The sequence below is a fragment of the Mesorhizobium amorphae genome (assembly GCF_014843845.1).
GTDB lineage: Bacteria > Pseudomonadota > Alphaproteobacteria > Rhizobiales > Rhizobiaceae > Mesorhizobium > Mesorhizobium amorphae_A.
Genome location: NZ_JHQS01000121.1, coordinates 1 through 23,634 on the forward strand (window position 1 = coordinate 1; position 23,634 = coordinate 23,634).

The window sequence follows — 23,634 nt, forward strand, 5'->3', positions numbered from 1 at the left end:
ATCGAATCTGGAAGCCTATGAATCATGCCTCAACGCAAATTTGAATCCTGAATGTCGATTGGACCTAATGCCTTACCTCGAAACCCTATTTTCCGTGACCATGACCACGACGGTTGAAGAGCTTGCGGAGCTGGCCCGGAGGGCCGAGGTGAATGTGGTTCTTGTCCCCCCAGCCATGACCCGGGCGTGATCCACCCGATTTGGCAATCGCTTTGGAGTTCAAGCTTGTGCCGAGCAAAAGTGTTATGGCCGGCGGCGTCACCGCAGCAAAACGCCCTGCCTTCTTGAGAAAGTCCCGGCGCGCTTGAGCTTCTGAGACCAGGCTCTCCTGCGTCCGTTCCGATTGCCCTTTACTTTCGGGTACCATGTCATAACCCCGTATTTTGACGAATTTACTTTAGGAATTCCAGAATAGAGGCACAAGCTCTCCAAAAGGCTTAGATTTTCGTGCGAGCCTCCAGGAGCGTGCGAGCGATGCGGCGCGCGAGATCAAACGGACCAAGTCGCGCCAGACCGTCGGCACGCGAAAGCCGCCATGCGCCCCACGCCAGATTGCCGGCCAGGCGCAAGGGCGCGCCAATGATGGGGTGTGTCGCCGTGAAGATGCGCCTCCAGTGCTGAAAACGGACCATCGGGCGCTGCGCACACTTTGCCGGAATCCCGGTCCCGAAGAAATGGTGCAAGGCCAGGAGCTGGGTATCGAGCGCATTGCGGGCGCTTTGATCCGACACCGATGCCTGCAGTGCCGTCCAATCCACGTGATCGCTTTCCGCCAATCGTGCCAGATCGTGAAGGTGCCTGAGATCAATCCTTCCGCGCCAGTAATCCCCCTCCTTGAGAAGGTCGTGCACGATCCAGTGCAAGGCCCGCGACTGCGCGGGAGGAATTTCCACCCGAAGACCGTCTCGCTGGAAGGGCTTGGGGCGTTCAAGGTGGTTTGGTCGGCTCGGCCGAAGCTCCAGCATTCCAGCATCTTGCTGGCGGGTCGCGCCTCGATCGCCCGGAACCTGGACATATCCTAGCTCTTCAAGGCAGGCTTGCGCGGCTGCCTCTTCGGCCGGCGCCACAGCCAGATCGAGATCACTGGTCATCCTGCTGGGAACCTGTCCGGCCGGGGATAGAAACAGGGGAACCGCTCCCTTGAGCAGGACCGGAACGATGTCACGGCGGTTGAGGGCAGCAACGGCTTCACTCAGTTGGGTTCGCAGGCGCAGGTTCCGTTCCCGATTGCAGTCGTGAACAAACTCCAGGTATTCGCGCACATCCTGCGGCAGCCGATGGATTTGGCCGGCACGGGCGAGGGACGAGAACAGGTCGGGTGTGAGCAGAGTGTGATTTGCCAGCGCAATCACTGCCTGCCAGTCGGCCCTGTCGGCCGGACAACCGCGAAGCCCGGCGATCAATGCCTCAAGTGCGTTGCCCCTGCGCATCATCGGCAGGCTTTCGTGATCAGCTCGACTGCATCATCGAGCCTCGAATAGGTCAGGCAATAGGTCTGCGCCGATCCGATGATCTGGGTCAGCACGTCGAACGCCGTGCCGCTTAAATCCCCGCCGGGCGAAAAGGCGCCGTTGAGCAAACCACGCAATGCGCTGGCTGGGTCGATCGGCGCGAGGCAAGCCTTCGAGTCGCGGCCTCGCCGGAGCAGCACCACGCAGCCGATGGGTGGAGGAGAAGCTGGTACCGGGACGAACTCCCTGGGTACGGCAAAGCGCACACGTCTGCGGTCCGGGCGACGAAAGACTGGAGCAGCGCCGAGATCGGGGCAGTATTCGGCCAGGAGGGGCCAAGCTCCGGCCTTGACCGCGGGAGCGAACGGGAGACCCACGCCATGGCCCTTTGAGTCAAGCAGCGTCACATCGTCAGCGGCGAAGCCGAACCCCGCATGGACCAACGCCATGGTCAGCGTTGTCTTGCCCGCGCCCGGATTGCCACAAAGAAGCACGATACGTTCATTTCGGAGAAGCGCAGCCGCATGGACAGCAAGTTCATAGGCGCCGTGATCGAGAACCTCGGTCAGCAGTTGCCCTTTCAGCATAACGGGAAGTTCGTCGGGCGAGCAGGACAGGATCCAGTCGAGATTCCGAAACAGGTGAATCCGCCCCTGGCACTCGACGACCCGGAGCAGAACGTCGGCAGCCTCTCTTTCAACCTCGAGATGGCGAAATGCGGTGATCGCGGGGAAGGCGCGGGCTGCCGGATAGACGATGCGTACATAAAGACCCGCAACGCCGACCACCTGGCTTACATGCTCGCGGGCCGACGGTGGAGACAATGGCGCACAGGGCCGTATCAGGTCCAGCCGCTGCCAATCCTCGAGCGCCGCCTCGACATGCCTGTCTGCCTCACGCCTGTCGACGCCGCTCCGCGCAATCTCGAACGCGATGGCGTGCGGTGGCATGCCTTCTTCCAGAGAGCGCCAGATGTCGGCGGCAGTATCGTTGACGGCGAAAATGGCCTGCCGGCAGGAGCTGAACAGAATGTTTTGCCCACGGATGCGCGTCAGGCGCCCCTGGATCACGAACGCGGCCGCGCTGTAATCGGTGGCGCCTGGCGCCACGGTTCTGTCAACCGCCTGGTGCTGATTCATCGGGTGGTCGTCCTCTAGTCAACCAATGCGACGATCTGATCTGTCGCTGGGCAGGCGCATTCAATGGGCGAAGCGCCCTTTCGGCAGGAGTTCATTTCGCTCATTCGATTGTTTTGAAAGCTCAGGTCCATCCGGTCCCGGACCTGAAGGCTTGGCAGCGGCGTGCCGGTCTCGGCCTGACGACGACCGGGAAAACCGGACCAGCAAGTCTGCGATCGTCGATGCCAGGCTCGCAGCGCCGCGCATCCCAGCTGCGGGTGGTCTCGCCAATTCGGCGAACGCCTCGGAATCACGCGCCAGCCGCCAGCGCAACCAGAGCCCGGTGGCAAGCGAAGTCAGAATGGAAGCCAGCACCAGCGCGGTGAACATGCGCTCGTCGATGATGCCGGCGGCGTACGCCACGCTCGCCAGCACGATGCCGGGTCCGCCACGCGTGTTCATGGCGACGCCGTAGTCGAAAGCCCTGGCCCAGTCGGTACCCGCAGCTTTGGCGGCAATGGTGCAGCTCACCAGCTTGATGGCCGTGCTGGCGACGATGAAGAAGAGCGTGAGCGGGCCGTCGAATTGATGCGCCAGATCGAGCCGCAAGCCGACCAGCGCGAAGTAGATCGGCACGAAAAACCATATCGAGATGTCGGCGATATGTTGTTTCACCGGAGCAAGATGCCGCGAGGGAAAACGCGCCATCACGAGCCCCGCCAGAAGCGCGGCGAAGATGACATTCACTTTCAAGAGGCTCGCGGCCGCGACGAAGACCAGGCACAGCAGCATGGTGTAGCCGGTGAGAGACGCTTCGCTGAACTTGCCGAAGACGCTTCGACGAATCGCACGTGCCGCTGCCGGAGCGAAAAACAGCGAGACGATCACGAAGGCGAGGTTGACGGCGATCACACGCCCGATGCCGCCCGCGTCGGCGGCGTCACCGTTCTGCACCGCCGTGGCGATGGCAAGCATGCTCCAGAGGATGAGATCCTGGATGGTCGCGGCGCCGATGATGTTGCGCGCGAAGGAGCTGTTCATCAGGCCAAGATCGAGGAAGATGCGCGAGATGACCGGGATCGACGTGACGCCCACGGCGATACCCATCACAAGCTTGAACGCAAGGTCATCGCCCGCCTGTGCGTCCGCAAACAGCGGCGCGCCCGCATAGCCACACGCGAACGGAACCACGAGCGCGCCGATCACCAGCGCCGGTATGATGCGGCCCGATCCTTCCATGCCTTCCGCCTGCATCTTGAAGCCGGCGGTGAACATCAGCAGCACCAGGCCCAGCCAGTAGAAGGCGGAGAGCAAGGCACCCTGCGCGGGGAACCCGGCAAACAGCCATTTGTGCGCTTCGGACGAGACAAGCCCCAGCACGGACGGGCCGAGCACAATTCCGCCGGCGATTTCGCCAATCACGCGCGGCAGCTTCAGTCGCTCGAACACAAGGCCGCCGCCCAATGCGCCGATGAGCAGCAGAACCAGGGAAAGAAAGAAACGCGCGAGTTCGGAATCGTTCATGCCGCCGCCTCAGTTGCCGACGCGCTCAGAGGATGAAGATGGGATGCCGCCGGCCGGCACACCGGGGTCAGTTCCAGACATACGAGGCAACGATCCGCGCAGCGAGTTCGTCCACGGAATGCGTCTCGGTATCGAGAACGAGATCCGGGCTGTCTGGCGGCCGATATTCACTGTTGTAGCCGATCAGGGTATCGATCTCTCCGCTAATTGCCTTGCGATACAGGCCCTTCGGATCCCGTTGCGCACAGGTCTCGACGGAGCAGGCGACGTAGCCGATCGTCAGGTTTCTGACATTTTCGCGAACATGTTCGCGAGCATCTTGCCCTGCGGTCAGCGCGGCGACCACGACGTGCAGGCCGGCATCGGCCGCCTTGTTGGCCAGATGCACCAACACCGAGACCACGCGCAACCGGCTGTCTGTGCCAAACCCAAGATCGGCTCCGAAGAACCCGCGGACCTCGTCGCCGTCAAAGAGAATGACCGGAACCCCGAGCCCTCGCAAATCCGCAACGACGCGCATCGCCAGCGTCGTCTTGCCGGCGGAGGTTGGTCCGAGCAGCCATAGCACCGTTCCCGGTTCAGGATATTCGCGGTCCTGCCGCGGCAGCCCGAAATGCTTCACTCCGTTGGCCATCATTCCCATCCTATTCCTGGAACAGCGCGTGTTTCATCATCACCTCGGCGCGCACCACCTCCTGCACCTCGGATCGCATCATCCAGTTCGGCAGCGCTTCTCCCGCCCGCAAGGCGCGTCGAATCTCCGAGCCGCTGATGGGCGTCGCGGCCTTGCAAGCGTTCAGGTCGACATAGCTCTCGGACTGGCTGTCGTAGCCGATGGCATCGAAGAAGATCGGCTCTATGCCTATGTCGCCCAGTTCATCAAACAGCTCCCTGCTCTCGTTGGCGCCGTAGAAACCGCCGACACCCGAGTGATCCCGTCCGATGATGAAATGGCTGCAGCCCATGTTCTTGCGGCAAAGGGCGGTGAAAACCGCCTCGCGAGGACCGGCAAATCGCGGGTAGGTGATGAAGCTTGCGAGCACCACCTTGCCCGGCGGGTAAATGCCGTAGTCGAGCATGGCCTGGTAGCCGTCGAGGACAAGATGCGGCATAAAATCGCCGCGCTTGGCATTTCCGACCACGGGATTGATCAACAGACCGTCCGCGTAGGTGCGCTCCAGGGCAGCCATCTGGATCACTTCGTGGACACGATGGACCAGGTTGCGGCTGTGGAAGGCCACCACCCGGGTCCAGCCCTTGTGCGCAAAGACCGTGCGCAGTTGGGCCGGCGTCAGGTCGTAGCGCCGGTACGGCGAAGGCAGCGGCTGGATGAGGGTGATGCCGCCGGCGAGGAAATGTCCGCCGCGCGCAAGCACGCGGGCGACACCTGGATGCTCGCGCGAGTCCGTGCCGAACCATTTGCGCGCGAGCAGCTCCGGATCGAATTCGTAGGTTTCGGAGATGTCGAGAACGGAGTGCGACAATCCGCTTTTGCTGCAAAGCAGAACGCGGTCACCATTCGAAAATCGGCTTGCGGTTTCTTTGGGAACAGCCAGCACAACCGGCATCGTCCAGGCCAATCCCGAGGGAAGCCGGTTGTGTTCAAGTACGCTTTCCAGGCACCCTTTGTCCATGAAGCCGCACAGCGGCGAGAAGGTGCCGCGGGCGATCTGCTCGACGTCGGTCAAGTCCTCATCTGCGACCGTGACCGTCGGCAAGTCATTGATATCCAGATCTTCCGCCGGTCCCAGCGTCCGAATGACCAGGCGCCCGCCATGAGGCTCGACACCGGCGTGCAGCGATGACGGACGCACTCGGATGGCGTGGGCGCCGCCGGCCATATTCCGCCGGAATTGTTCGGCGACTTTGACGACCATCCTGGCACAGGCTACCGGATATTGACCGATGGCTGTTTCCGCCGCCAGGACGAGGCCGTCGGCGCCGTCCGCCAATGTATTGTAGACGTCGTTGACCTCGGCGCGAGTCGGCGTTGGCGCGCTCGTCATCGACTCCAGCAGGTTCGTTGCGACATAGACCTTCGCGCCATGCGCCTTCGCATTTCGGATGATCATCTTCTGAACTGCGGGGATCTGCTCGATCGGGACTTCCCGGGACAGGTCGCCGCGGTCAATCAGGATTGCGTCTGACTTCTCGGCTATGGCTGCGAGATTGCGTAAGCCACTCAGGCATTCGATCTTGGAGATGATGATCGCGCCGGGCCCGGCCTTGGCCCGGATGCCATCGACGTCCGAAGCGCGATGCGCAAAGGAAAGCGCGAAATGGCGTATCCCCATCCGGCGGCCGATCGCGATGGCGGCCACATCCTTTTCGGTCAGGGGCGGCATATCGAGCGTGCGCTGCACCGTTACTGCCTTGTTCTGACCGAGCTCCCCACCGTTCAGGACCCTCAGGATCACTGCCTCGTTGTCCTTCTCCACGACCTGGGTCAGGACAGCGTTGAAATCGATGCTGATGAAATCGCCGACTTGAAGTTTGTTGACGATGTATGCCGGGTAGAAGCTGATGCTGAACTGGTCGCCCGCCACCGGCCGCGCACGGGCGGTCAGGAACCGGTTCTCATGCACCATGACCTTGCCTTCGACCAGCGGACCGGTGCGAACCTGCGCGCCTTCGGTATCGAGACAGATCGGAATGCGCGTCCGCTTCTGGATGAAGGTGATGATCCGCTCGAGGTCCTCAATCTTCGTGTGTGATAAATTGACGCGCAAAAGCGAAGTGCCGACCCGGTCCAACCAATGGATGACCTTGTCATTGAGCGACGCCGGACCCAGCGTGCACAGAAGCTCGACTTCCCTGGCTTTCATGGCTCCCCACCTTTGTCTTCACTGTTGCGCGATGCACTTGATGAAACGGTGAACCGGCCCGGACCAGGCACGCGGTTCTGCCGACTGTGCGCACGGTCTCACAGCACTTCGTCGGAAAACCGGGCCACGTCCTGATGCGCCGTGATCCACTGGAGATGAGCCTTGTCCCAGTGTGCGCGGGCGTCGCTGCCCGTCAGCACTCTGAAACCGGACGGCGGCAGCGGCAGCGCGGACGGGATTGGCTCGTCGGGCAGCCACAACAACAAATTGTCGCGGCTTTCGATGGTCTTTTTCCAGGTGCGTTCCAGGCGGCGAAATCCCCGCATGTTTGCCGAAGCCAGTGCAAGAATCGATCCCGCGATCCTCAGGCTGGGCGACATGTCGGAAGCCTTGACCGGTGCCTGATGTGTGATGTCACCCTTGGCCAGATAGGCGTGCATGCGGATCAGTGTCCCGTCGATCCGCACGATCTCCTGTGTCCCGTCGCGTTCGTTCGATGCGGGATCCAGACTGATCCCCGAGAAGCAACCGTCGAACAGGCAATCGTCGATGGTGCCACTGAGAAGATGGTCGTTTTCGACCGCATCATCCCTGATTTCGCTGAGCCAGCATCCTTTGAGCAGAAAACCATCGGCCCGCTCGGCGAAGCGAATGCCATCCCAGCAGCGGCGTGCACGGACGCCTTCTATCGTCGCATTGGTGCTTCCGTCCCTGACAAGTAGGGCCGCGCTGTTGCAGTAGGTGTCCTGCCAGTCCGACGTGAGCGGCACCTCGCCGTTGAAGCGCCCGCCGACAAAGTGGACGTTGGGGCAGTTGCGGATGACAAGTGGATAGCGATTGACCGGCAGCGCCCCCGCATCGCAGCCCATGATCGCACTTGGGTCGCTGTTTCTGCTATTGCCGACTGTGAAGGACGCATTCCGCGCGTCGACTGTTGCTCCGGCCTGCAGGTCCCGAACTGACTGTTGTTCGTAGCCGTACTCACCTCTCAGCACCACCTGCGTACCGCTGCGACCCGACTGGAGAGGCGCCTGCCCGCCTTCTGCCTTGGACGACGGCGGCAACAGGGCCAATATGGGCGACATGCCGGCAAGGCTCATGAACGAACGGCGGTCCATCCTCCTGCTCATTGGCCAGCCGAACCGCATAGCCGATGCCTGTCGAGGCAGGCCAAAAGCACGACCTCAAGTGCCCTTTCTGCCACGTCTTCGGGCGAGGCCAACCTGTCCACGTCGACTGCCGCCAATACGTGATCTTCCGTCCGCATTCCCGTCTCGAGAACGGCCGCCATCTCGCGGCAGGCACGGTCGGCCGACGACCAGAGATCGAGGTCGCGATCGGGAGACGTCCTCTGCATCCGCGAAGTCCGGTCGCCCCTCGTCAGGAGCCGATCGCGTGCAACGCCGGCCTCACCGCGCAGATGGACAAAAACCATGTCATGCACGCCAATGGCGGACAGGATATCGAGCCATTTCTCGGATGTTGCCCGATGCTTGCTCTTCAGCAAGATGGACCAGAACCCCTGCAGCAGTCCCTGATCCATGATGATGATGGTATTTTTTCTTGGCCTCTCGTTCTCGACATAGGCAACCAGAACCGAAAAGTTCCAGATGACCTTGGCTGCGTCGATGATCGATGATTGCCCGCTTTCGAAGACAAAGCGTGCAATTCGCACAACCAACGAGCGAAACTCACGATTCATGAGTCTTGGAGCGACAATGCCGATCCTGTAGATCTGCCGGCGGATGAATGTTCTTGTCCCCCAGGCTATTTGCACCTCACCTATCAGCGGACCGCACCGTCGCAGGCTGTTTGCCAGCAGGCTGGAGGCGGTTGTCTTTCCAATCCCGGGGAGACCAAAGAATTCCACAAATCGAATGTCTGTCTGAAGCGCGCGTGCTTCAGCGCTTGGCGGGAGGCTTGCCGCCAGGTCACGAACCGTGTGCGAAGTCATTTGGATTCAGCCGGTGAAGTTGACTCTTGGAAGGTCGACGAAACAGGGAAAAAAGGCCCCCGCTCTTCTGTTCCTCAGCGTTCGAATAGCTGCGGCGCAGTGGTGGCGTAGAGCTTTGTATGCCCGTCAGAGCCGGCCTGCAGCGATCGTTGCATTCCGCGATAGGCCATGAGCAGCGCCAAGGGCAGCCAGAAGAAGGGCGCGGTTGATGGGCCGAAGGAATCGCTCATCTGGTTTGCGGCGAGGTAATTCCACACCGAAACCGATGAACCGAGCACCATCACATTCGCTTCCGTCGCGCCCTCACTCCTGTCATTGCCGAACAGTGTGGAAAGAACGGCGGTGACCAGATATCCCGCGACCAGCAGGGCGATGACCGCTACCAGCGCGACGCCGGGCACCCCGAGCGTTCTGAAGTAATCGATGAACAGATTGTGGCTATGAGGAGCAATGTCGCCCACCGGCTGCCCTGCCCCGACCCCGATGAAGGGATGCGTCATGCCGAGATCGATGGACATCGACCACAATCGCTGCCGCGATACGATTGAATGCGCTTCACCTCCGGAGAGTTGAACCGACAGCAGCTTGTAAGCCCGTGGATTGAGGGACTGCAATGTGACCAGACACACCTGGATCAACACGGGAGCCGCAACCACGCCGAGGATAACCGATATCGGCCTCTGCTTTCGCATCACCAGATAGATACTGTATAGGCCGAAGAAAATTCCGAGACCGACAACGCCGACAACGAAATTTGTCTTTGAACCTGATTTCACCAGGCCCAGCAGCACCGCCGCAAGACAGCCCAGCAGGAGAATCCGGTGCCTGCGAGCAGTGACCAGCCGCGCGGCGATCAACGGCAGCCCCGCCGACAGCGCAATTCCCAACTGGTTCGAGTGCTTGAAATATCCTTCAGCCCGGTCGGCGAACTTGGCGTCGCCCAGGCCGATCGTCACAAGGCACGACGTTGCGACGCTCATGATGATCATCGCCATCACAAGTCTGTCGACCGCCTCAAAACCCTTGGGTCTGGTAGAGATCGCTGCAACCGCCGGGATAGTGGCAAATCCGAATATCTGCGCGAAAACTGCGCGCATTGTCCGGAGCGGACTGTCTGCATAGAGCATCGATAGAAGGGAAAGAACGATGATGACGGCAGATGTCGTCAGCACGGCAGCCGCCAGGGCCGCTTCGGTCCGATGAAGTCGCCGTGCCGTTTCGCCATAGCAGACGACGCTTACCAGAGCGCAGAACAGAGCCAGCAGGAAGGAAAGCGACCCATCGGTTCCGGCAATCCGCGTGGCGCCAGGAAACCAGATCGACACGATAAGCAACAGAACGGATGCCTGCAGCATGGGATGTTGGTCTGCGGAATGTCGCACCGAAAGCGCTACTTCCTGCGTTTTTTGGTGGTCCATGAGAGGGGTCGTCCGTGGCTCGGCATTCGCTCGAGTAAAACAATTCAAGGCATGCTGCCGCACTGCGGGTGAATACTCCGCATATCTTCAGCAGGCAGCGTAGGCTCAGCCGACAGCCAAGGAAATGAGCGAAAGGGTGACATTGGTGCAAGGTGACCTACGCCTTTTGTGCAAGGGACGGAGGCGCGGTTTCCCGAGGCCTTTATTGCCACGAGGAGGATTGCGTAGGGCAGCCCCAGGCGCGCACCACAGACGATAGGCGTGCACCGGATTGAATGTTGGTACGGCTTCGCAAAATGTGGGAGACTTTGCGCGCCACATTGGTTCTTCCGCGCTCATAGGAGATCGCCGTGCCTTGGAGCCTTGTCGCCGTCGGCGTGACTGGCATTTTGCTGGGATTTCGCTTTCGCGCACCTGCACTTATCGTTGTCACGGCCGTGACCGTCGTCATCAGCGCCGTGGCAAGCGGTACCGACGATCTGTTTGATCGGCAGCGCCTGCTTTGGATCCTGCTCCTCGTTGCCACGCTGCAGTGCGCCTATGTGCTCGGCCTCTTGCTCGGCGCCATATGGCGTCGTGGCGTGACCCATGAGCAATGACGGAGCGTGGCATGCGCAAGGCGCGCCACATGAAGCCGTTCAGACGACGACGCGCCTTCAATCAAGACGCATGGTCGAATCTCATCACGGCGAAGATCGTCCGTACGAGAATGACGACATCGGCCCATATCGACCAGTTTCGGATGTAGCGGCTGTCGATGGAGACGCGACTGGCATAGTCTACTGCGTCTCTGCCTGTCACTTGCCACAGGCCGGTCAGTCCTGGGCGGGCCTGCAAATACTCGGCCGCACAGGCGCCGTAGCGTTGCAGCTCGTCAGGAACGACCGGGCGCGGACCGACACAGCTCATTTCCCCGCGCAGCACGTTGATGAGTTGCGGCAGCTCGTCCAGGCTCGACTTCCTGAGGATGCGCCCCAGGAATGTGATGCGCGGGTCGTTCTTGAATTTCCAGTTCTGCTCCCACTCCTTGGCGGCTTCGGGGTTGTTCGCCAGATAGTCGGCCAGAACCTGCTGGGAGTTGGCCACCATGGTCCTGAACTTGTAGCAGGCGAAACGCTTGCCGTTGAAACCGACACGGGTGTGGGAAAATATCGCCGGCCCGCCATCGGTTACCCATATCAGAAGGGCAACGATCAGCATGACCGGAGCGGCCAGGACAAGCGCGACCAGAGCGACGGTCACGTCCATCATCCTTTTGCGCCGGCCTCCGAGTGGACGACGACTCCGACCGACGTGCAGGCCGGGTCTGCGGGGATTTATGTCCAATGCACTGATTGTCATGGGTTTCGCCCAGGAACGCTGTTTGAGTGCTGCAGCTTGAGTGCTGTTGCAACGCCCAACTTCACAGCGACGGATCATCCGCGACAAGAGCCGCAAAGGAGGTAGCCAGCTAACGGTTGCCGGTTACCCCCTTAGCCTTATCTCAAGGCAACCGATGTCATGCGGCGGTCAGCCCCGTGGAGGCAGCCAAGCCGTTGAGAGCCGTCTGCCGATGCAACACCCTGGGAGGCGCAGATGAAGCTTCAGGAGAGGCCAGAACCGCGTCGCACAGCCGGGCCTGGACTGTTGCCGCTGCGCGGACGCGGCCAGCGCAATATCGGTAGCCGGCCAGGCGCCGATGGCGCCTCCCTATTCGTTCGGACAGGTCCGTGCGTTGCAGCCATGACGGCGTTAAGTCTTCCGACCAAACGGCGTATCACCGGCATCCGATTGCCGTGGTAGCGGTTCGGGCAAATTCGGCCTTACTTGCAGGAATGACGCATTGAAACTGGATCCGTCATGAAGCGGTCGAGAGTGCCATCCTGATACAGGCCATCACTTTCCTCCGCAGACAGGAAACCTGGGGGACCGTGCTTGCAAATGCGCAGGCCGGCTAAGGTGGCCAGTGAACGCAATGCGTGAAGGCGTGCGCACCGCGCCCGGACGAAAGCCTGTGAAGCAGGGCTTCCTGCGTCAAAGGACGTTACCGGCCGATCTTGGCTATGGAGAGCGCGCAACGTGACGGACAGCTTCATGACCTCATCATTTGAGTTCCCCGCAAGGCCGGTCGCCCGCCATGTTCCCGATATCGACCACGCGGAAGCACTTGCCATCGTCCGCGAGCAAATAGCCTTGCTCGATCTCGATCTCTCCGGGCTCACCGTGGTCGTTGGCACCGCGACGGGATACCAGGCAGTAGCCGCGACAGCCGCTGCGCTGGCCGATGCCGGCCGTGTCATAGCGCTCGCCGGCGAATTCCAAAGACATTCGAGCCTGGCGACGGCCGCCGACGCCACCTTGGCATTTGCCAAGTACGCCAACGTCTCCGAGCGCGTCGAAGTGCTGAACCGCATCGACAGCCGCGGATGGCATGACGTCGATCTCCTCGCCAACGGTCTCCAGGTTGGGCCGATCCCGAGATCGCTCATCGAACTCCTGCCCCCTCATGCGGTGGTTTCGCTGATGGCCGAACCATGGGAGCTTCGGCCCGGCATTGTGGACTTCGACAGCTGTGACGACGCCGGCATCAAAGTCGCGGCTCCCAACCTCAACCATCCGGCCATTAACCTGCTGCCTGAGTTCGCACGGCTATGCTGCATCATGCTCGACGAGGCCGGCGTCGAGCATGCCGGCGCAACACTCGCCCTTGTCTGCGATACGCCCTGTGCACCATTCATCGAGCAGGCTCTGCGCGATCGTGGAGCGAGAGTAGGCGTTTTTGCGCACCCGTCGCTGCTGACCAACGGCAAATGGGATGTGATCGTTGCCGCGATGCGGCCCTCCGACAGACCACCAATGGATATCAAAAGCCTGGGCCGTATTTCCGAGACCTCGCGCCACGCCTTGCTGGTGCAGTTCAGCGGCGAGATCGACCGCTCGGCCGCCAGCTACTTCGGCCTGAGGGTGTGGCCGCCGAAGCGACCCGCCCGCGGTCAACTGGGCCTGCCGCTGGACGTGCTCGGAGCGGCGCCGGCAATCCGCAAGCTGACAGGCGGGCTGAAGGCCGCCGAAGCCGCATATCGTGGCGAAGCGCTGGGACGCGATAGCGTCGGATTTATCGTGAAGCCAAGGTCCGGGACGATCGAGCGGGGACGCGCTGGGACACGCGCCGGCGCACATCTGTTGCGCTAAGGCGATTCCAGGAAAGGTGCGTCGCGGTTTTCCGTCCGGAATCGCGTAAAGAGTTGGAGGGCCCGGAGGGAACCTCCGAGCATCAGGTCTGCGATCCGGACCTCAAGGATGACCGCCCCAAAATCGAGGCGACAATGTCCAGCGTCAGATCACCTGGGGCCGGTCTGGCAGGCCGGCCCAGTAGGCCTCAAAGCATCATCTCTCTGAGCTTGTAGGCTACCTCCGTGCGGTTCGTAGCCTTCAGCTTCTTCATGATGTTGCGGATGTGGACCTTGACGGTACTCTCGCAAAGGTTGAGCTCATAGGCGATTATCTTGTTCGCCTTGCCTTTTCTGAGCGCCTCCACGACAGCCGCTTCGCGCGTGGTGAACATGCCGGTGAGTGGACGGGCGCTGCTTGCGGTCGCGTGGATGATCTCCCGAAGCGCCAGCACGCAGCTGGCGGGTACGAAGATTCCTCCGGCGCGAGCGAGACCAGTGGCCTCGGCAGCAACCTTCACTGTCACACTTGTCGGAATGTAGCCTCGAGCACCACTTTCGAGCGCCGCGAGAATCTCGCCTGGCTCATCGGAATCCGCGACCACGATGACGGGCACGGCGCCGACCTCGGAAACGAAGTGCAAGAGCTCCGCCCGAACGCTCTGGTCGGTGACTCTTTTAGCTCCCAGGAGCACGAGGAAAGCTGATGGTTCGGCCGCGTCGGCGATGTTATGGAATTCGTCGAGCGATCCCACGGCACTGACCCGTAAACTAGGATTGTGTTCGACAAGGCCGCGAGCGAGGCATTCCCGCTCAAGTGCTCGCTTGTCGATGATTACGACAAGACCTTCGTTCGGGTGTCCGCCTTCAAGCCTAATCTTGCCGACACCACTGCTATCCGCCAGATGCCCATTATGTCCATTGTGTATTGCCACCCCCGTGGCACCATTCGAGAAATCGGGATTCTGAGAGTACACCATAGCCTTACTCCTGCTCTCCGTTGCCGATTTTAACTTTCTCTATATCCTCTCTTTTTCTTTGCCTTGCGCTCCACGCAAAGCTTCTCGTGCGTGTGAACCGATAAAGCCTCATCCACGGCATATCAGCCCTGCACGTTCACTGGGAGTAAATCTCAAGGAGTAGGCATAAACGCCGATCCAACGCTCGACGTACGGTGCCACCCGCCACGCTCCGTTTAGGTAGCCCAGCCCGACCTACCTAAATCCATACTAAGGGTGCTGTGGAAAACTCGCATTAATCCCGGTTAACAATTTGGTAATTATATCTTAGGTGACTAATGTAATCCGAAAGGATAACAACCTTACATTGCACCGTCGAGCGTCACACTAGGAAGCTGAACGCCCCGCCAATTGGCTCGCATCCCAACCACGGCAGTCGGCTTCTTTTGGCAAGCGGGGCAGCCTGGCTGGGAAGGCCGTCGAAAGCCCCGACCGTGACCACATGCGGCTAGCGGCCCCTCCAAAATGGGCGCGACAGCGCCCCTAGCCGGCACATCGCCTCGCACCGACGACTGTCGGTCACATGAAACCCGGAGGCAACGCAGACTTGTTCAGTCCTGCGCCCGGACCTGCGGGAGGGCGGCGGCGAGCGACCGGTCGAATGCATCGACCAGCGTATCGATCTGGGCCTCGGTGATGATCAGCGGCGGGCAGAAGGCGATCGCGTCGCCCATGTTGCGCGAGATGACGCCATTCTGCTGCAGCAATCCGTTGACCAGGGCGCCGAGCGCACCGGGCTTCCCCCACGGCGCCTTACCGGCCTTGTCGGCGACCAGCTCGACGGCGGCGATCAGGCCGACGCCGCGCACCTCGCCCACCAGCGGATGCGAAGCGAGCCTGCGCAACCGGGCCTGCAGGCGCGCACCGACCGCACGCGCATTGCCGACAAGGTCGCGCTCCTCGATCAGCTTGAGATTCTCCAGCGCCACGGCGGCGGCCACGGGATGGCCACCGCCCGTGAAGCCATGCCCGAACGTGCCGATGCGGTCGCTCTCGTCCGCAATCGGCTCGAACACCCTCTCATTGATGAGCAGGGCAGAAATCGGCAGGTATGACGACGAGATCTGCTTGGACAGCACCATGATGTCGGGCCTGATGCCGAAGGTCTGCGAGCCGAACATCTCGCCCGTCCGGCCAAAGCCGCAGATGACCTCGTCGGCCACGAGCAGAATGTCGTATTTCGACAGCACCGCCTGGATCTTTTCCCAGTAGCCGGCGGGTGGAACAATGACGCCGCCGGCGCCCATGATCGGCTCGCCGAAGAAGGCGGCAATGGTCTCCGGTCCCTCGGCAAGGATCAGCTTCTCGAGATCCACGGCAAGACGGCTCGAGAACTGTTCCTCGCTTTCGCCCGGCGCGGCCTCGCGCCAGTAATGCGGCGTCGATGTGTGGAGCACGTTGGCGATCGGCAGGTCGAATGACAGATGGTTGTTGGGCAGCCCGGTCAGGCTTGCCGCGGCAATCGTCACACCGTGATAGCCGCGTTTGCGGCTGATGATCTTCTTGCGTGCCGGATGGCCGAGCGCATTCGACCGGTACCAGATCATCTTCATGGCCGTGTCGTTGGCCTCGGAACCCGAATTGGTGAAATACGCCTTGCTCATCGGGACCGGCGCCATCTGGACCAGCCTTTCAGCCAGGTCGATCAGCGGCGAATGCGATTTCGAACCGAAGTCGTGATAATAGGGCAGCTTCGACATCTGCCTTGTGGCGGCGTCGACCAGGCGCTTTTCCGAAAAGCCGACGGCTACGCTCCACAGGCCCGCCATCGCTTCGATGTAGCGATTGCCGGCCACATCCTCGACATAGATGCCGTCGCCCTTCTCGATGACGAGCGGGCCCGATTCCTGATGCTTGCGGGCATTGGTATAGCCATGCAGATGATAGCGTATGTCACGGCCTTCAGGGGAATTGGGTCTGGTGTCCATGACGGCTCCTGTCTGCATGCGTACGGGGAACTGTCGCCTGCTCCACTTGGGATTGCGCAGTTTCCTTCTTGCATGTTCACAAACGAAAACGGCCCGCACAAGGCGGGCCGTTTTCGAAACTTGGTTGCGGGGACACGCAACCACCGATACCGACAATCACTGATCGTTTCGATTTGAGAATGCTAGGCCGCGCCATGTTGGGGAATTTCGTAGGCCCGGAGTATGACATCAAATAATTGATTTTATTATCTTTTTCGTGGGCACAAATCGAGAATCTCCTGTATCGTCCCGTATGGTTCCGCGGCTCAATAGCTCGGACCCCGATTCTCCAGCGAACCTGCTGGCGTCTGGCAGATGATGTCCCTGGCCTCGTCAGCTGCCGCGTGCCTCCCTAGCGCCAGTAGCTGACGCCGCTTGGCGCATCGGCGAATGTCCGATTGGGGCAAGCGGACAGACGGCTTCTGGCATCAGCAAGCGATTAGCGGATGTTCAAGTCGGCGCAGGGCCGGTGAGGAAGGGCATGATGTCCACGCCTTCTCCCGGGAAGACCGTGAAATGCGGGTGGTTCTCGAACAGGCGGGCGGCAGCATCGATGGTATCGGCCTCAACGACAATGTAGCCGCAGAAAGGGTTCACGGCGTCGGCGATGCCGTCCTTTGTAACGCGCGTCGTTCTGCCGACCATACCGCCGCGATCAGGGAAGAATGCGGCATTTCTCTCCTCCCAGTCCGCCCACTGCTGCAAGCCGACGGTATCAATCGCATCTTGCTCTGGCTTGGGCAGGCTGCGAAAGCGGGCGAGGTCTTCGGGCTTCATGGTGTAGACGGCAAGAAAGCGGGGCATGCGGCGGTCTTCGTGCTGGCAGAAGGCATGCCAGCCTAGGCTCTTGGGCGGCCGAAGTCACTGCGCATTACCACCCTCCAAGTGCCCGCCGCCTATTTGCGTCAGAAAGTCTGCTTCTTGTCTGAGCGGCCTCCAAGGGCGGTAGTAAACGATGGCCGCTTACAGGATGCGGAGGTGGTCAGCGTGATGACCGAGATGATGCGCATTGCAGCCCATCCGTTATGGAATGATCAAATGCCGCGCTCGATGCAGCCTCTTGATCACTCTTGCTGCTATTGTCCGGCTGGACCGAAACTGGCCCCAACAATCTCGTAAACGGGCCATGCCACAGCAACTCCGGTCAATGTATTGATGGGTCGAACGGTGACCTCAAACCCGCTGTCAAGTACTGCTCCATCAGTCTGCCAATTCGAGAGATCAAGCCGAATCGTTTGAACCTCATCCTGCGTGTCGCCGAACGCCGGGAGCAACGAGAAACGACCAACCGTAATAATTTCGCCGCCCGCAAAAGGTCTGATCTCGACCACGCCACCAACAGGCGCAGCGTGGGGCGCTGCTGCCAGCTGTCTAATCTGTAGCTCTAGCACCATGTCGCCGCATCCGCCGACAGTTTGGTTCGAGGGCGGCGCAACCATTATCGTCGTAGCTGGTGACCTCTCTTGCGTTAGTTGAGCGAGTGCCGGCGATGGAAGGCCCACTGCGGGGAGCAGGCCAACCAACATTCCTAGAGAATGCATCCTCAAGTTTCGCATCACTATGAAGTATGCAAGGAAAGATGTCTTTTAAAGGATGGTCGTCGTCATTGAGGTAACCTCAACCGCACTGCCTTCCACATCATCGGATTGGGCCGGCATAAGCTGCACGACTAGCTCCTTCCCGGTTAGATCACCGTTCCGTCTCACAGTCGCTAGGGTATCAGTAAGATCCACCTGCACCGTGACTTCCCCGTGGTCGTCATGTCCGGCAAAAAAGGCAATCGTTGTGACGTAATGCGGGTCCCCTGGGCCAATCGCTGGGCTTAGGTAGTCGCAGTTGAGAAAAATGTGAACCCGTCCACCTGGATCAGTTGGCGGGTGCTTAAAGTTAATGCGCGAGAATGAGACCACGCGCCTTGGTCCTGTCAGAACTACGGCAGACCCTGACTGCTCGTTTCCAAGGTCTCCTAGGAGTGTCTCTATCGGCTGCTGAGCAATGAAAGGAATCGATAAAGGCTGCGTTCTTGTGGCTATCCCACCCTGAGTAGATTTGGCAACGAGGATAGGTAGGCCATTTCCGGCGCCAACCCCAGAGCCTTGTAAGGCCACGAACCCGGATTGGTTCCCCAGGATCGAAGTGTCGAAGCTTTGCCAGGCCTCCACCCGTTGCAGAGTGATTTGCTCAGCGACGTCGGCGATCGTCAGCAATGGAGGGTAAGAGTAGCCCAAGCGTTCTGTGTTCAAGAGCTTCTGCACCCTTGCCGGCACGTCAGACGCCACAGCAGTAAAATCATTCGCGAATTCGAAGCCAAGGAATAGTTCATCTAGAGCAAAAGTTGGGTGTCTGGCTGTCCATAGCGACCAGATGCGATCCACGTTACAGTGGTGTAGCCAGAATATAGGGTCTAACGGCGAAAGCCCACTCACCATCACTCCCAACAAAATTCCGTGAACGTTGTTATGCGGTCCGAATTCGAGCTCGGTCGATGCGCCCGATTTTCGCTGCCAGGAGCTGTCCAAGCTGTTCTGGTTAAAAGGCCGAGAACTACCAAAGGCCTCGAAACCCTCGCTTGCCAGAATTCGCTCTAAAGTGGCCTCACCAAATGTCTCGATGGGCAGGCTTGCATTCTCCGGAAATCCAGGACGGTCCTCCCACAGAATGTTGCCAGAGTTGGCGCTCCCGCGGAACGGCTCGGGAAGTTGCCTGTCAATAAACCAGTCCCAGTAGGGCAACGCGAAATCTGCCTTCCCGGACAAATTACGACAGGCTCGCTCAAAAGCTGCGAGATAGGCACGATGCCACGGCAAAAAATACCAATTCCGGTGCGGGCAACGCTGCTGGTGGATCGATGCAAGTGAGGTCCAACTGAGCGGATCATCCGCTGGTTTGGCCTTCATTATGGCGACCGCCCGACCATAAGCCTCAAGATCAGCAGCAGCCTCAGGCTGGTTAACCGACCTGCGGGTCACAAGTCCTTGCGCAAGGGCCGTATCCAGCGGGACTAGCGAAGCTATCGCCAGTGCACCTCCGCCCGTAAGTAAATCGCGCCGCCGCATCGCGATCAGGACTTCGCAGGGCCAGGAACGACAACAGATGCCTTAGTTTGGGACGGTTCACCCTGCACTCCCGGCTTAAAGAATTCGAGCGTGGCAGTGCCGTCTACCGGCGCAGTCGCCGCCACGAACGAGAAGCTATAGGCGTTACCCCACCTGAGCGCATTTGCGTTGGGGTTTGCGTTGTGGTCTTCGGTGGACCAAACGAAGGCGTCCGCTTCCTGTTTAGGCGTCCATTCCACATTGCTCCAAGGTTCCCCACGCGTACTCGGTGCAGAAAACTCAGGGTTGTCCGCCTTACTGACGTCGTTAAGCAGAAGGCTACGAACTCCCCGGTCGCTATTCATGTTGTACAAAACATAATCGTAGCGATATGTCCCGTCGGGTAACGGGCTAGCTTTTGACGCCACGAACATCGTGGCATTGTGCCCCGACTCTTCAACAGCGATTTCGCTGAGCTTTGCACCTTCCCAGGCCGAGATCGCCGGTTGGCCCCGCTGTTCAGGGGCGACATAGCGGATGATGAATATCGGGGAGCCGTCATAGGGCGCGAATTCTTTGAACGTAACGTTGTTGCGGGCGTTACCAGCCTGCGCGTCGTCAGCGCTTACATATTGGGCTTCGATGAAATACCGCGCACCCGGTACGGAAAGCTCTTCCGGCGACACAACGATGACCTTTTCGGCATTCGAAATTGTCGGGCTGCCCGGAAGTGATTGCTGTGCTGTCGCGCCATCGAATACGCCGCTTGAGGGGTTGATCCTACCACGTGGTCCCAGACGCTCAGGATTTGCGTTAAGCGCTGCGGCGTAGAGATCAGAGCATCCCGGTCCAAGCTCATCACCCATGCCGGGCTGGCAGGTCGGCACTCCTTCAATATCAACGCAATCGTTGCGATTAGTTGCGAAGTACCCGTGCTTTACCCAAGAGGCCCCGAGTTGGGAAAAGCGTCCATCTTTGGCGCGATAAAGATTGACGGCAATAACCGGGTGTGCCGGGTCGGGAAGCTCGCGCCAGCTCAATGTCTGGTCACCTGCGTTGCAGGAATTCGTGCCCGTGGTGACGGCAAGCTCGCCAGTGCCAAGCCTTGCGAACTCTTGGCCACCCTCGATGAAACCAACGACGACGTCCGGCCCAGCAGCCACGGCCACATTGACCGTCAGCATCACGATCACGCTCGGTACAATAAATGCTATTCTTTTCAGGAGTCGCATAGAAATGCCCCACCCAGTTGGTCTGCGTGAAACGGCTAAAGCGCGCAACATAAAAATGCGCCGCGGCACTAATAGTATTGAGAACGCTGTTTTGATTAGGAAATACCGTCTATCGTCAGAATGATGACACTGGGCATAATTGCTTGTCAAGACTGAGAATGGCCTAGCAACGGAAATCCATTGACTCTCGCGGAAGAATAGCCAATGCTCGGATTAATGTCGACCGGCTGGATTTTGACAGGGGGGGCTCGATGAGGTCAGCGACTATTTCAGCTGCGCTCTGTGTGCTCTTGGGGAGTTCCGCAGCCTTTGGCGAGGGAATCGCTAATCTTGTCGTACCGCGCAAGGATTCCTTGCGCTCTATTGAACATTTCCTCGTACCACTAACCAAGCAGGCACCATCACCTCTACCGCAGATGGAAGCGCTGGGTTTAGACGCCTCTCTGGCCTGCCCTATGGATGAAGCGGCTTGGATAGATTGGCGAAATGCCTCGATTCCTCGTCTTCTCGCACCGAAGACCAATACCGCCGGCGTCCCTTTTCTTGATCTGCAGACGATGGTGCAGACTGCGGACGAACAGATGATCTTCCTTGGTCAATGCAGTCCAACAGGGACGCCGCAACCGCTCGCGAATTTTGTAGCCTTTGTGAAGAATTTAGGTGTAATGAATTACGCCGATCATCAGTTCGGATTTATGATTGATGATCTCACCTATGTGAATGCGGTTCGCGACAAAGTTGAGCTTCCACCCTTGCTGAAAAGCGAGGACTTCCTCAATGCGCTCCGGAACCCATCCACTTACGCTGTTGCCAAGCGTCTGATCGACGATCACAACTCCACACTGCCCGCAGATCAGCAATGGCGGGTGCTGCTTTACAAGTCCCGCTTCCTCGCCACGCCCGACCAGGCAAGCACCTTCGGACGGTTCTTTATCTATGTGCCCGATGGCCAACACGAAAAATGGATTCAGTTCGGCATCATTACTCCCGGCGAGACGGTTCGCGATATTAACAATGTCTCCATAGTATCAGTTGGTCCCCCAGACCCACAGGGTAGGCGCCCAAGCGCTATCATCGATCACTGGCGCACCTACAATCAGGACGGCAGCATTAGTCTTGGCACCCGCTACGAAACGGTGGGGGCCACCGAGAACTGCGCGATGTGTCACAAGACCTCGCCGCTCGGTATTCATCCAGCCGAGGAGTACCTCCTCAACGATAAGGGGCAGCTGGTAACCAATACGATCAATCCCGGCGAGGTTCCGGAGTGGCTTAATGATAAGATCGAAGAATACGGATCACCCTTCTTCGGTGACTGGCTGGACGTCAACAACTACGGACCATCGCTTGGTCCGAGGCGCGACCGCACCCTGGAGTCACTCAGACTCTGCTCTGCTCCTGAAGTCTTGTCCGATGAATCGCTGAACAAGGTGAAGCGGGCAATGCGTTGCGAATCTTGTCATAGTGACGCAGTCTTAGGACCGATCAATTTTCCACAACCCATTCGGGTACAGGGCTTCAATGCCAACCAGGTGGCTACCTTCATAGCTGAAGGCTGGATGCCTCCGAATGTAGGCGCCATGCTCTCGGTACCTGAACGTAACGGCCTACTAAGCTGTCTGCGTCAGGAGTATCACGATCTGCAGTCGATGACCGGCCTCTTGGTCGATTGGCTAAAGCAGGTTGAAACTCCGTGACTTGACGCCTGCGCGACCAAATTTCAAATCACCTGCCCCGTAGGAACCCCCATGCCATATGAAGTTGGCGTCCGCGGTTGGCTGCCGCCGAGAAGTCCCTCGACGACAGCCACAACCTTGGGAGGCTTACTGTAAGATACGAACGCTTTCCTAATTCACCGGATGTCGGCATGGCGCCGATACCGTTGAAAAAGTCCGGGTCGCGGCTGCAAATGGCATTTGCGTAGAATGGTGTTTCCTCATCCATGTGATACGCTGGGGTGGAAAGGAATTCTATTATCGGTGGCGACATTGCGGTGCGGCGGACTTTTTCAACAATATCCGCCAGGAACTGTCCTCGCCAGAACGATCTCTAAATGTCGTGTTTTGGCCGAATACGGACGGGCCGCTTCTGGTCAAATTGAGAGCATAGCAGCCGTTGCGTTGCCAGATCCCTCGCAGGTGTCGCCCCGAATCGTAGGTAGCATGTCTAAAAGCCGCCGTTCGTCAGATCGAGCTTTTTGGGCAAAGACCCCGGCTCACCAGGTGAAGTGCGCATTCGAACGTCGAGTGTTGGCGCTAGCCGTCCCGCTCCGTTGCCCCGATCACGGCCTCGTGCTCGGGAAGGTAGAAAGCCGGATCGTAAGCCTCGTCCTTCGGCCAATATCCGTATCCTCTTAGCCGGACGATGCGGTCATCGCGGTACAGCATCGTGCCAAGCACCACTTCGGGATCCTTGCCCTCGATCCTGACGCCGCTTGCAGACAGCTTCTCGAGCAGCTCACGGCGGGCAAGCGGCCGGCCGAACGAACGTATTATCGCCAATGCGCGATCGGCAACCTCGCGCCGGTCGGGATTCTTCGGCCGCGTGGCTGAAACGGTGCCGCCGTCTGCCATCTCCTGCCAGGTCGCGACGAATTTCTCAGCCCGGCGAAGCGCAGCGGCATCGACGCGGATTTGCTCCTTCAGGATGGCGATCGAAGCCTCCGCCGCCGCGATCGCAGCGCGCAGCTCCTCGACCCGCTGCGTCGCGTTCGTCAGGGCATTATCTCGCTTCTCGCCCATCCAATCCGTGCCACCCGGTTAGATACATCTCTCTTGTATCTTAGAAAAAACCAAGATACAACCAGTCGACCGGCATCGACTCCGCCGGTCCGACCGGGGTGGGCCCGGCCGGGTGGCTTGAAAGGAAGTTTCACACGCAGCGGGAGCGCCTGATCCCGCAGACTGGAGCGCCCGGGATGATTGTCCCCGTTGGCGTCGAGG

The 23,634-nt window shown here is 59.8% G+C and carries 20 protein-coding genes; 4 read left to right on the forward strand and 16 right to left on the reverse strand.

Translation table 11 applies throughout. The annotated features are described in order from the left end of the window. The coding region (locus DH08_RS35885; RefSeq protein ID WP_210328955.1) for a hypothetical protein at window positions 1–190 on the forward strand (190 nt) is incomplete at its 5' end. Between the two features lie 247 nt (window positions 191–437). On the opposite strand, the gene DH08_RS30800 is transcribed toward DH08_RS35885, so the two are convergent. From DH08_RS30800 to DH08_RS30835, 8 genes are all read right to left on the reverse strand, one after another. Continuing rightward, window positions 438–1,433, reverse strand: coding sequence for a nucleotidyltransferase family protein (locus DH08_RS30800; protein WP_192182997.1), 996 nt, complete (start codon window positions 1,431–1,433; stop codon window positions 438–440). Next, on the reverse strand, window positions 1,430–2,590 hold the full coding sequence (locus tag DH08_RS30805; protein ID WP_192182998.1) for a PqqD family peptide modification chaperone: 1,161 nt from the start codon (window positions 2,588–2,590) through the stop codon (window positions 1,430–1,432). Before DH08_RS30805 ends, DH08_RS30800 begins: the two co-directional genes overlap by 4 nt. 60 nt (window positions 2,591–2,650) lie before the next feature. Then, on the reverse strand, window positions 2,651–4,093 hold the full coding sequence (locus DH08_RS30810; RefSeq protein ID WP_192182999.1) for a cation:proton antiporter: 1,443 nt from the start codon (window positions 4,091–4,093) through the stop codon (window positions 2,651–2,653). Between the two features lie 67 nt (window positions 4,094–4,160). Beyond that, window positions 4,161–4,727, reverse strand: coding sequence for an adenylyl-sulfate kinase (locus tag DH08_RS30815; RefSeq protein ID WP_192183000.1), 567 nt, complete (start codon window positions 4,725–4,727; stop codon window positions 4,161–4,163). 10 nt (window positions 4,728–4,737) lie between these two features. Beyond that, window positions 4,738–6,918: a pyruvate kinase gene (locus DH08_RS30820; RefSeq protein ID WP_192183001.1), complete on the reverse strand. Its 2,181-nt coding sequence runs from the start codon at window positions 6,916–6,918 to the stop codon at window positions 4,738–4,740. A gap of 98 nt (window positions 6,919–7,016) precedes the next feature. Then, window positions 7,017–8,036, reverse strand: coding sequence for a hypothetical protein (locus DH08_RS30825; protein WP_192183002.1), 1,020 nt, complete (start codon window positions 8,034–8,036; stop codon window positions 7,017–7,019). 8 nt (window positions 8,037–8,044) lie between these two features. Then, window positions 8,045–8,872 carry a hypothetical protein gene (locus DH08_RS30830; protein WP_192183003.1) on the reverse strand — a complete coding sequence of 276 codons (828 nt, stop codon included), beginning with the start codon at window positions 8,870–8,872 and terminating at the stop codon, window positions 8,045–8,047. Between the two features lie 74 nt (window positions 8,873–8,946). Beyond that, entirely contained in the window at window positions 8,947–10,290 is a 1,344-nt protein-coding gene (locus tag DH08_RS30835) for an O-antigen ligase family protein (protein WP_192183004.1), read from the reverse strand. A gap of 350 nt (window positions 10,291–10,640) precedes the next feature. On the opposite strand from DH08_RS30835, the gene DH08_RS30840 reads away from it, so the two are divergent. Beyond that, entirely contained in the window at window positions 10,641–10,889 is a 249-nt protein-coding gene (locus tag DH08_RS30840) for a hypothetical protein (RefSeq protein WP_192183005.1), read from the forward strand. Window positions 10,890–10,950: 61 nt separating this feature from the next. Here DH08_RS30840 and DH08_RS30845 read toward each other — a convergent pair whose 3' ends face one another. After that, a complete protein-coding gene (locus tag DH08_RS30845) occupies window positions 10,951–11,631 on the reverse strand; it encodes a sugar transferase (RefSeq protein ID WP_192183020.1) in 681 nt (226 codons plus the stop codon). A gap of 732 nt (window positions 11,632–12,363) precedes the next feature. On the opposite strand from DH08_RS30845, the gene DH08_RS30850 reads away from it, so the two are divergent. Continuing rightward, window positions 12,364–13,461, forward strand: coding sequence for a hypothetical protein (locus tag DH08_RS30850; RefSeq protein WP_192183006.1), 1,098 nt, complete (start codon window positions 12,364–12,366; stop codon window positions 13,459–13,461). 187 nt (window positions 13,462–13,648) lie between these two features. Here the strand turns inward: DH08_RS30850 and DH08_RS30855 are convergent, their stop codons facing one another. From DH08_RS30855 to DH08_RS30880, 6 genes are all read right to left on the reverse strand, one after another. Further along, window positions 13,649–14,419: a response regulator transcription factor gene (locus DH08_RS30855; RefSeq protein ID WP_006204575.1), complete on the reverse strand. Its 771-nt coding sequence runs from the start codon at window positions 14,417–14,419 to the stop codon at window positions 13,649–13,651. Window positions 14,420–15,009: 590 nt separating this feature from the next. Then, complete coding sequence (locus tag DH08_RS30860) at window positions 15,010–16,386, reverse strand: aspartate aminotransferase family protein (protein WP_192183007.1); 1,377 nt, start codon at window positions 16,384–16,386, stop codon at window positions 15,010–15,012. Window positions 16,387–16,875: 489 nt separating this feature from the next. After that, window positions 16,876–17,229, reverse strand: a complete 354-nt coding sequence (locus DH08_RS30865; RefSeq protein WP_192183008.1) for a hypothetical protein — start codon at window positions 17,227–17,229, stop codon at window positions 16,876–16,878. A 272-nt stretch (window positions 17,230–17,501) separates the two neighbouring features. Then, a complete protein-coding gene (locus tag DH08_RS30870; RefSeq protein WP_192183009.1) occupies window positions 17,502–17,819 on the reverse strand; it encodes a hypothetical protein in 318 nt (105 codons plus the stop codon). 192 nt (window positions 17,820–18,011) lie between these two features. Next, entirely contained in the window at window positions 18,012–19,322 is a 1,311-nt protein-coding gene (locus DH08_RS30875) for a tyrosinase family protein (protein ID WP_192183010.1), read from the reverse strand. A gap of 164 nt (window positions 19,323–19,486) precedes the next feature. Further along, window positions 19,487–20,692 carry a hypothetical protein gene (locus DH08_RS30880; protein WP_192183011.1) on the reverse strand — a complete coding sequence of 402 codons (1,206 nt, stop codon included), beginning with the start codon at window positions 20,690–20,692 and terminating at the stop codon, window positions 19,487–19,489. A 251-nt stretch (window positions 20,693–20,943) separates the two neighbouring features. On the opposite strand from DH08_RS30880, the gene DH08_RS30885 reads away from it, so the two are divergent. Further along, window positions 20,944–22,389 (forward strand): hypothetical protein, encoded by a 1,446-nt coding sequence (locus DH08_RS30885; protein WP_192183012.1) that lies wholly within the window; start codon window positions 20,944–20,946, stop codon window positions 22,387–22,389. Window positions 22,390–22,947: 558 nt separating this feature from the next. On the opposite strand, the gene DH08_RS30890 is transcribed toward DH08_RS30885, so the two are convergent. Further along, a complete protein-coding gene (locus tag DH08_RS30890; protein ID WP_192183013.1) occupies window positions 22,948–23,433 on the reverse strand; it encodes a hypothetical protein in 486 nt (161 codons plus the stop codon). Between the last annotated feature and the right edge of the window lie 201 nt (window positions 23,434–23,634).

What these genes read in the sequence shown, in the direction of transcription:
- DH08_RS30800 (WP_192182997.1), bottom strand. Translation starts at nt 1,433, where the DNA reads ATGATGCGCAGGGGCAACGCACTTGAGGCATTGATCGCCGGGCTTCGC.
- DH08_RS30805 (WP_192182998.1), bottom strand. Translation starts at nt 2,590, where the DNA reads ATGAATCAGCACCAGGCGGTTGACAGAACCGTGGCGCCAGGCGCCACC.
- DH08_RS30810 (WP_192182999.1), bottom strand. Translation starts at nt 4,093, where the DNA reads ATGAACGATTCCGAACTCGCGCGTTTCTTTCTTTCCCTGGTTCTGCTG.
- DH08_RS30815 (WP_192183000.1), bottom strand. Translation starts at nt 4,727, where the DNA reads ATGGCCAACGGAGTGAAGCATTTCGGGCTGCCGCGGCAGGACCGCGAA.
- DH08_RS30820 (WP_192183001.1), bottom strand. Translation starts at nt 6,918, where the DNA reads ATGAAAGCCAGGGAAGTCGAGCTTCTGTGCACGCTGGGTCCGGCGTCG.
- DH08_RS30825 (WP_192183002.1), bottom strand. Translation starts at nt 8,036, where the DNA reads ATGGACCGCCGTTCGTTCATGAGCCTTGCCGGCATGTCGCCCATATTG.
- DH08_RS30830 (WP_192183003.1), bottom strand. Translation starts at nt 8,872, where the DNA reads ATGACTTCGCACACGGTTCGTGACCTGGCGGCAAGCCTCCCGCCAAGC.
- DH08_RS30835 (WP_192183004.1), bottom strand. Translation starts at nt 10,290, where the DNA reads ATGGACCACCAAAAAACGCAGGAAGTAGCGCTTTCGGTGCGACATTCC.
- DH08_RS30845 (WP_192183020.1), bottom strand. Translation starts at nt 11,631, where the DNA reads ATGACAATCAGTGCATTGGACATAAATCCCCGCAGACCCGGCCTGCAC.
- DH08_RS30850 (WP_192183006.1), top strand. Translation starts at nt 12,364, where the DNA reads ATGACCTCATCATTTGAGTTCCCCGCAAGGCCGGTCGCCCGCCATGTT.
- DH08_RS30855 (WP_006204575.1), bottom strand. Translation starts at nt 14,419, where the DNA reads ATGGTGTACTCTCAGAATCCCGATTTCTCGAATGGTGCCACGGGGGTG.
- DH08_RS30860 (WP_192183007.1), bottom strand. Translation starts at nt 16,386, where the DNA reads ATGGACACCAGACCCAATTCCCCTGAAGGCCGTGACATACGCTATCAT.
- DH08_RS30865 (WP_192183008.1), bottom strand. Translation starts at nt 17,229, where the DNA reads ATGCCCCGCTTTCTTGCCGTCTACACCATGAAGCCCGAAGACCTCGCC.
- DH08_RS30870 (WP_192183009.1), bottom strand. Translation starts at nt 17,819, where the DNA reads ATGGTGCTAGAGCTACAGATTAGACAGCTGGCAGCAGCGCCCCACGCT.
- DH08_RS30875 (WP_192183010.1), bottom strand. Translation starts at nt 19,322, where the DNA reads ATGAAGGCCAAACCAGCGGATGATCCGCTCAGTTGGACCTCACTTGCA.
- DH08_RS30880 (WP_192183011.1), bottom strand. Translation starts at nt 20,692, where the DNA reads ATGCGACTCCTGAAAAGAATAGCATTTATTGTACCGAGCGTGATCGTG.
- DH08_RS30885 (WP_192183012.1), top strand. Translation starts at nt 20,944, where the DNA reads ATGAGGTCAGCGACTATTTCAGCTGCGCTCTGTGTGCTCTTGGGGAGT.
- DH08_RS30890 (WP_192183013.1), bottom strand. Translation starts at nt 23,433, where the DNA reads ATGGGCGAGAAGCGAGATAATGCCCTGACGAACGCGACGCAGCGGGTC.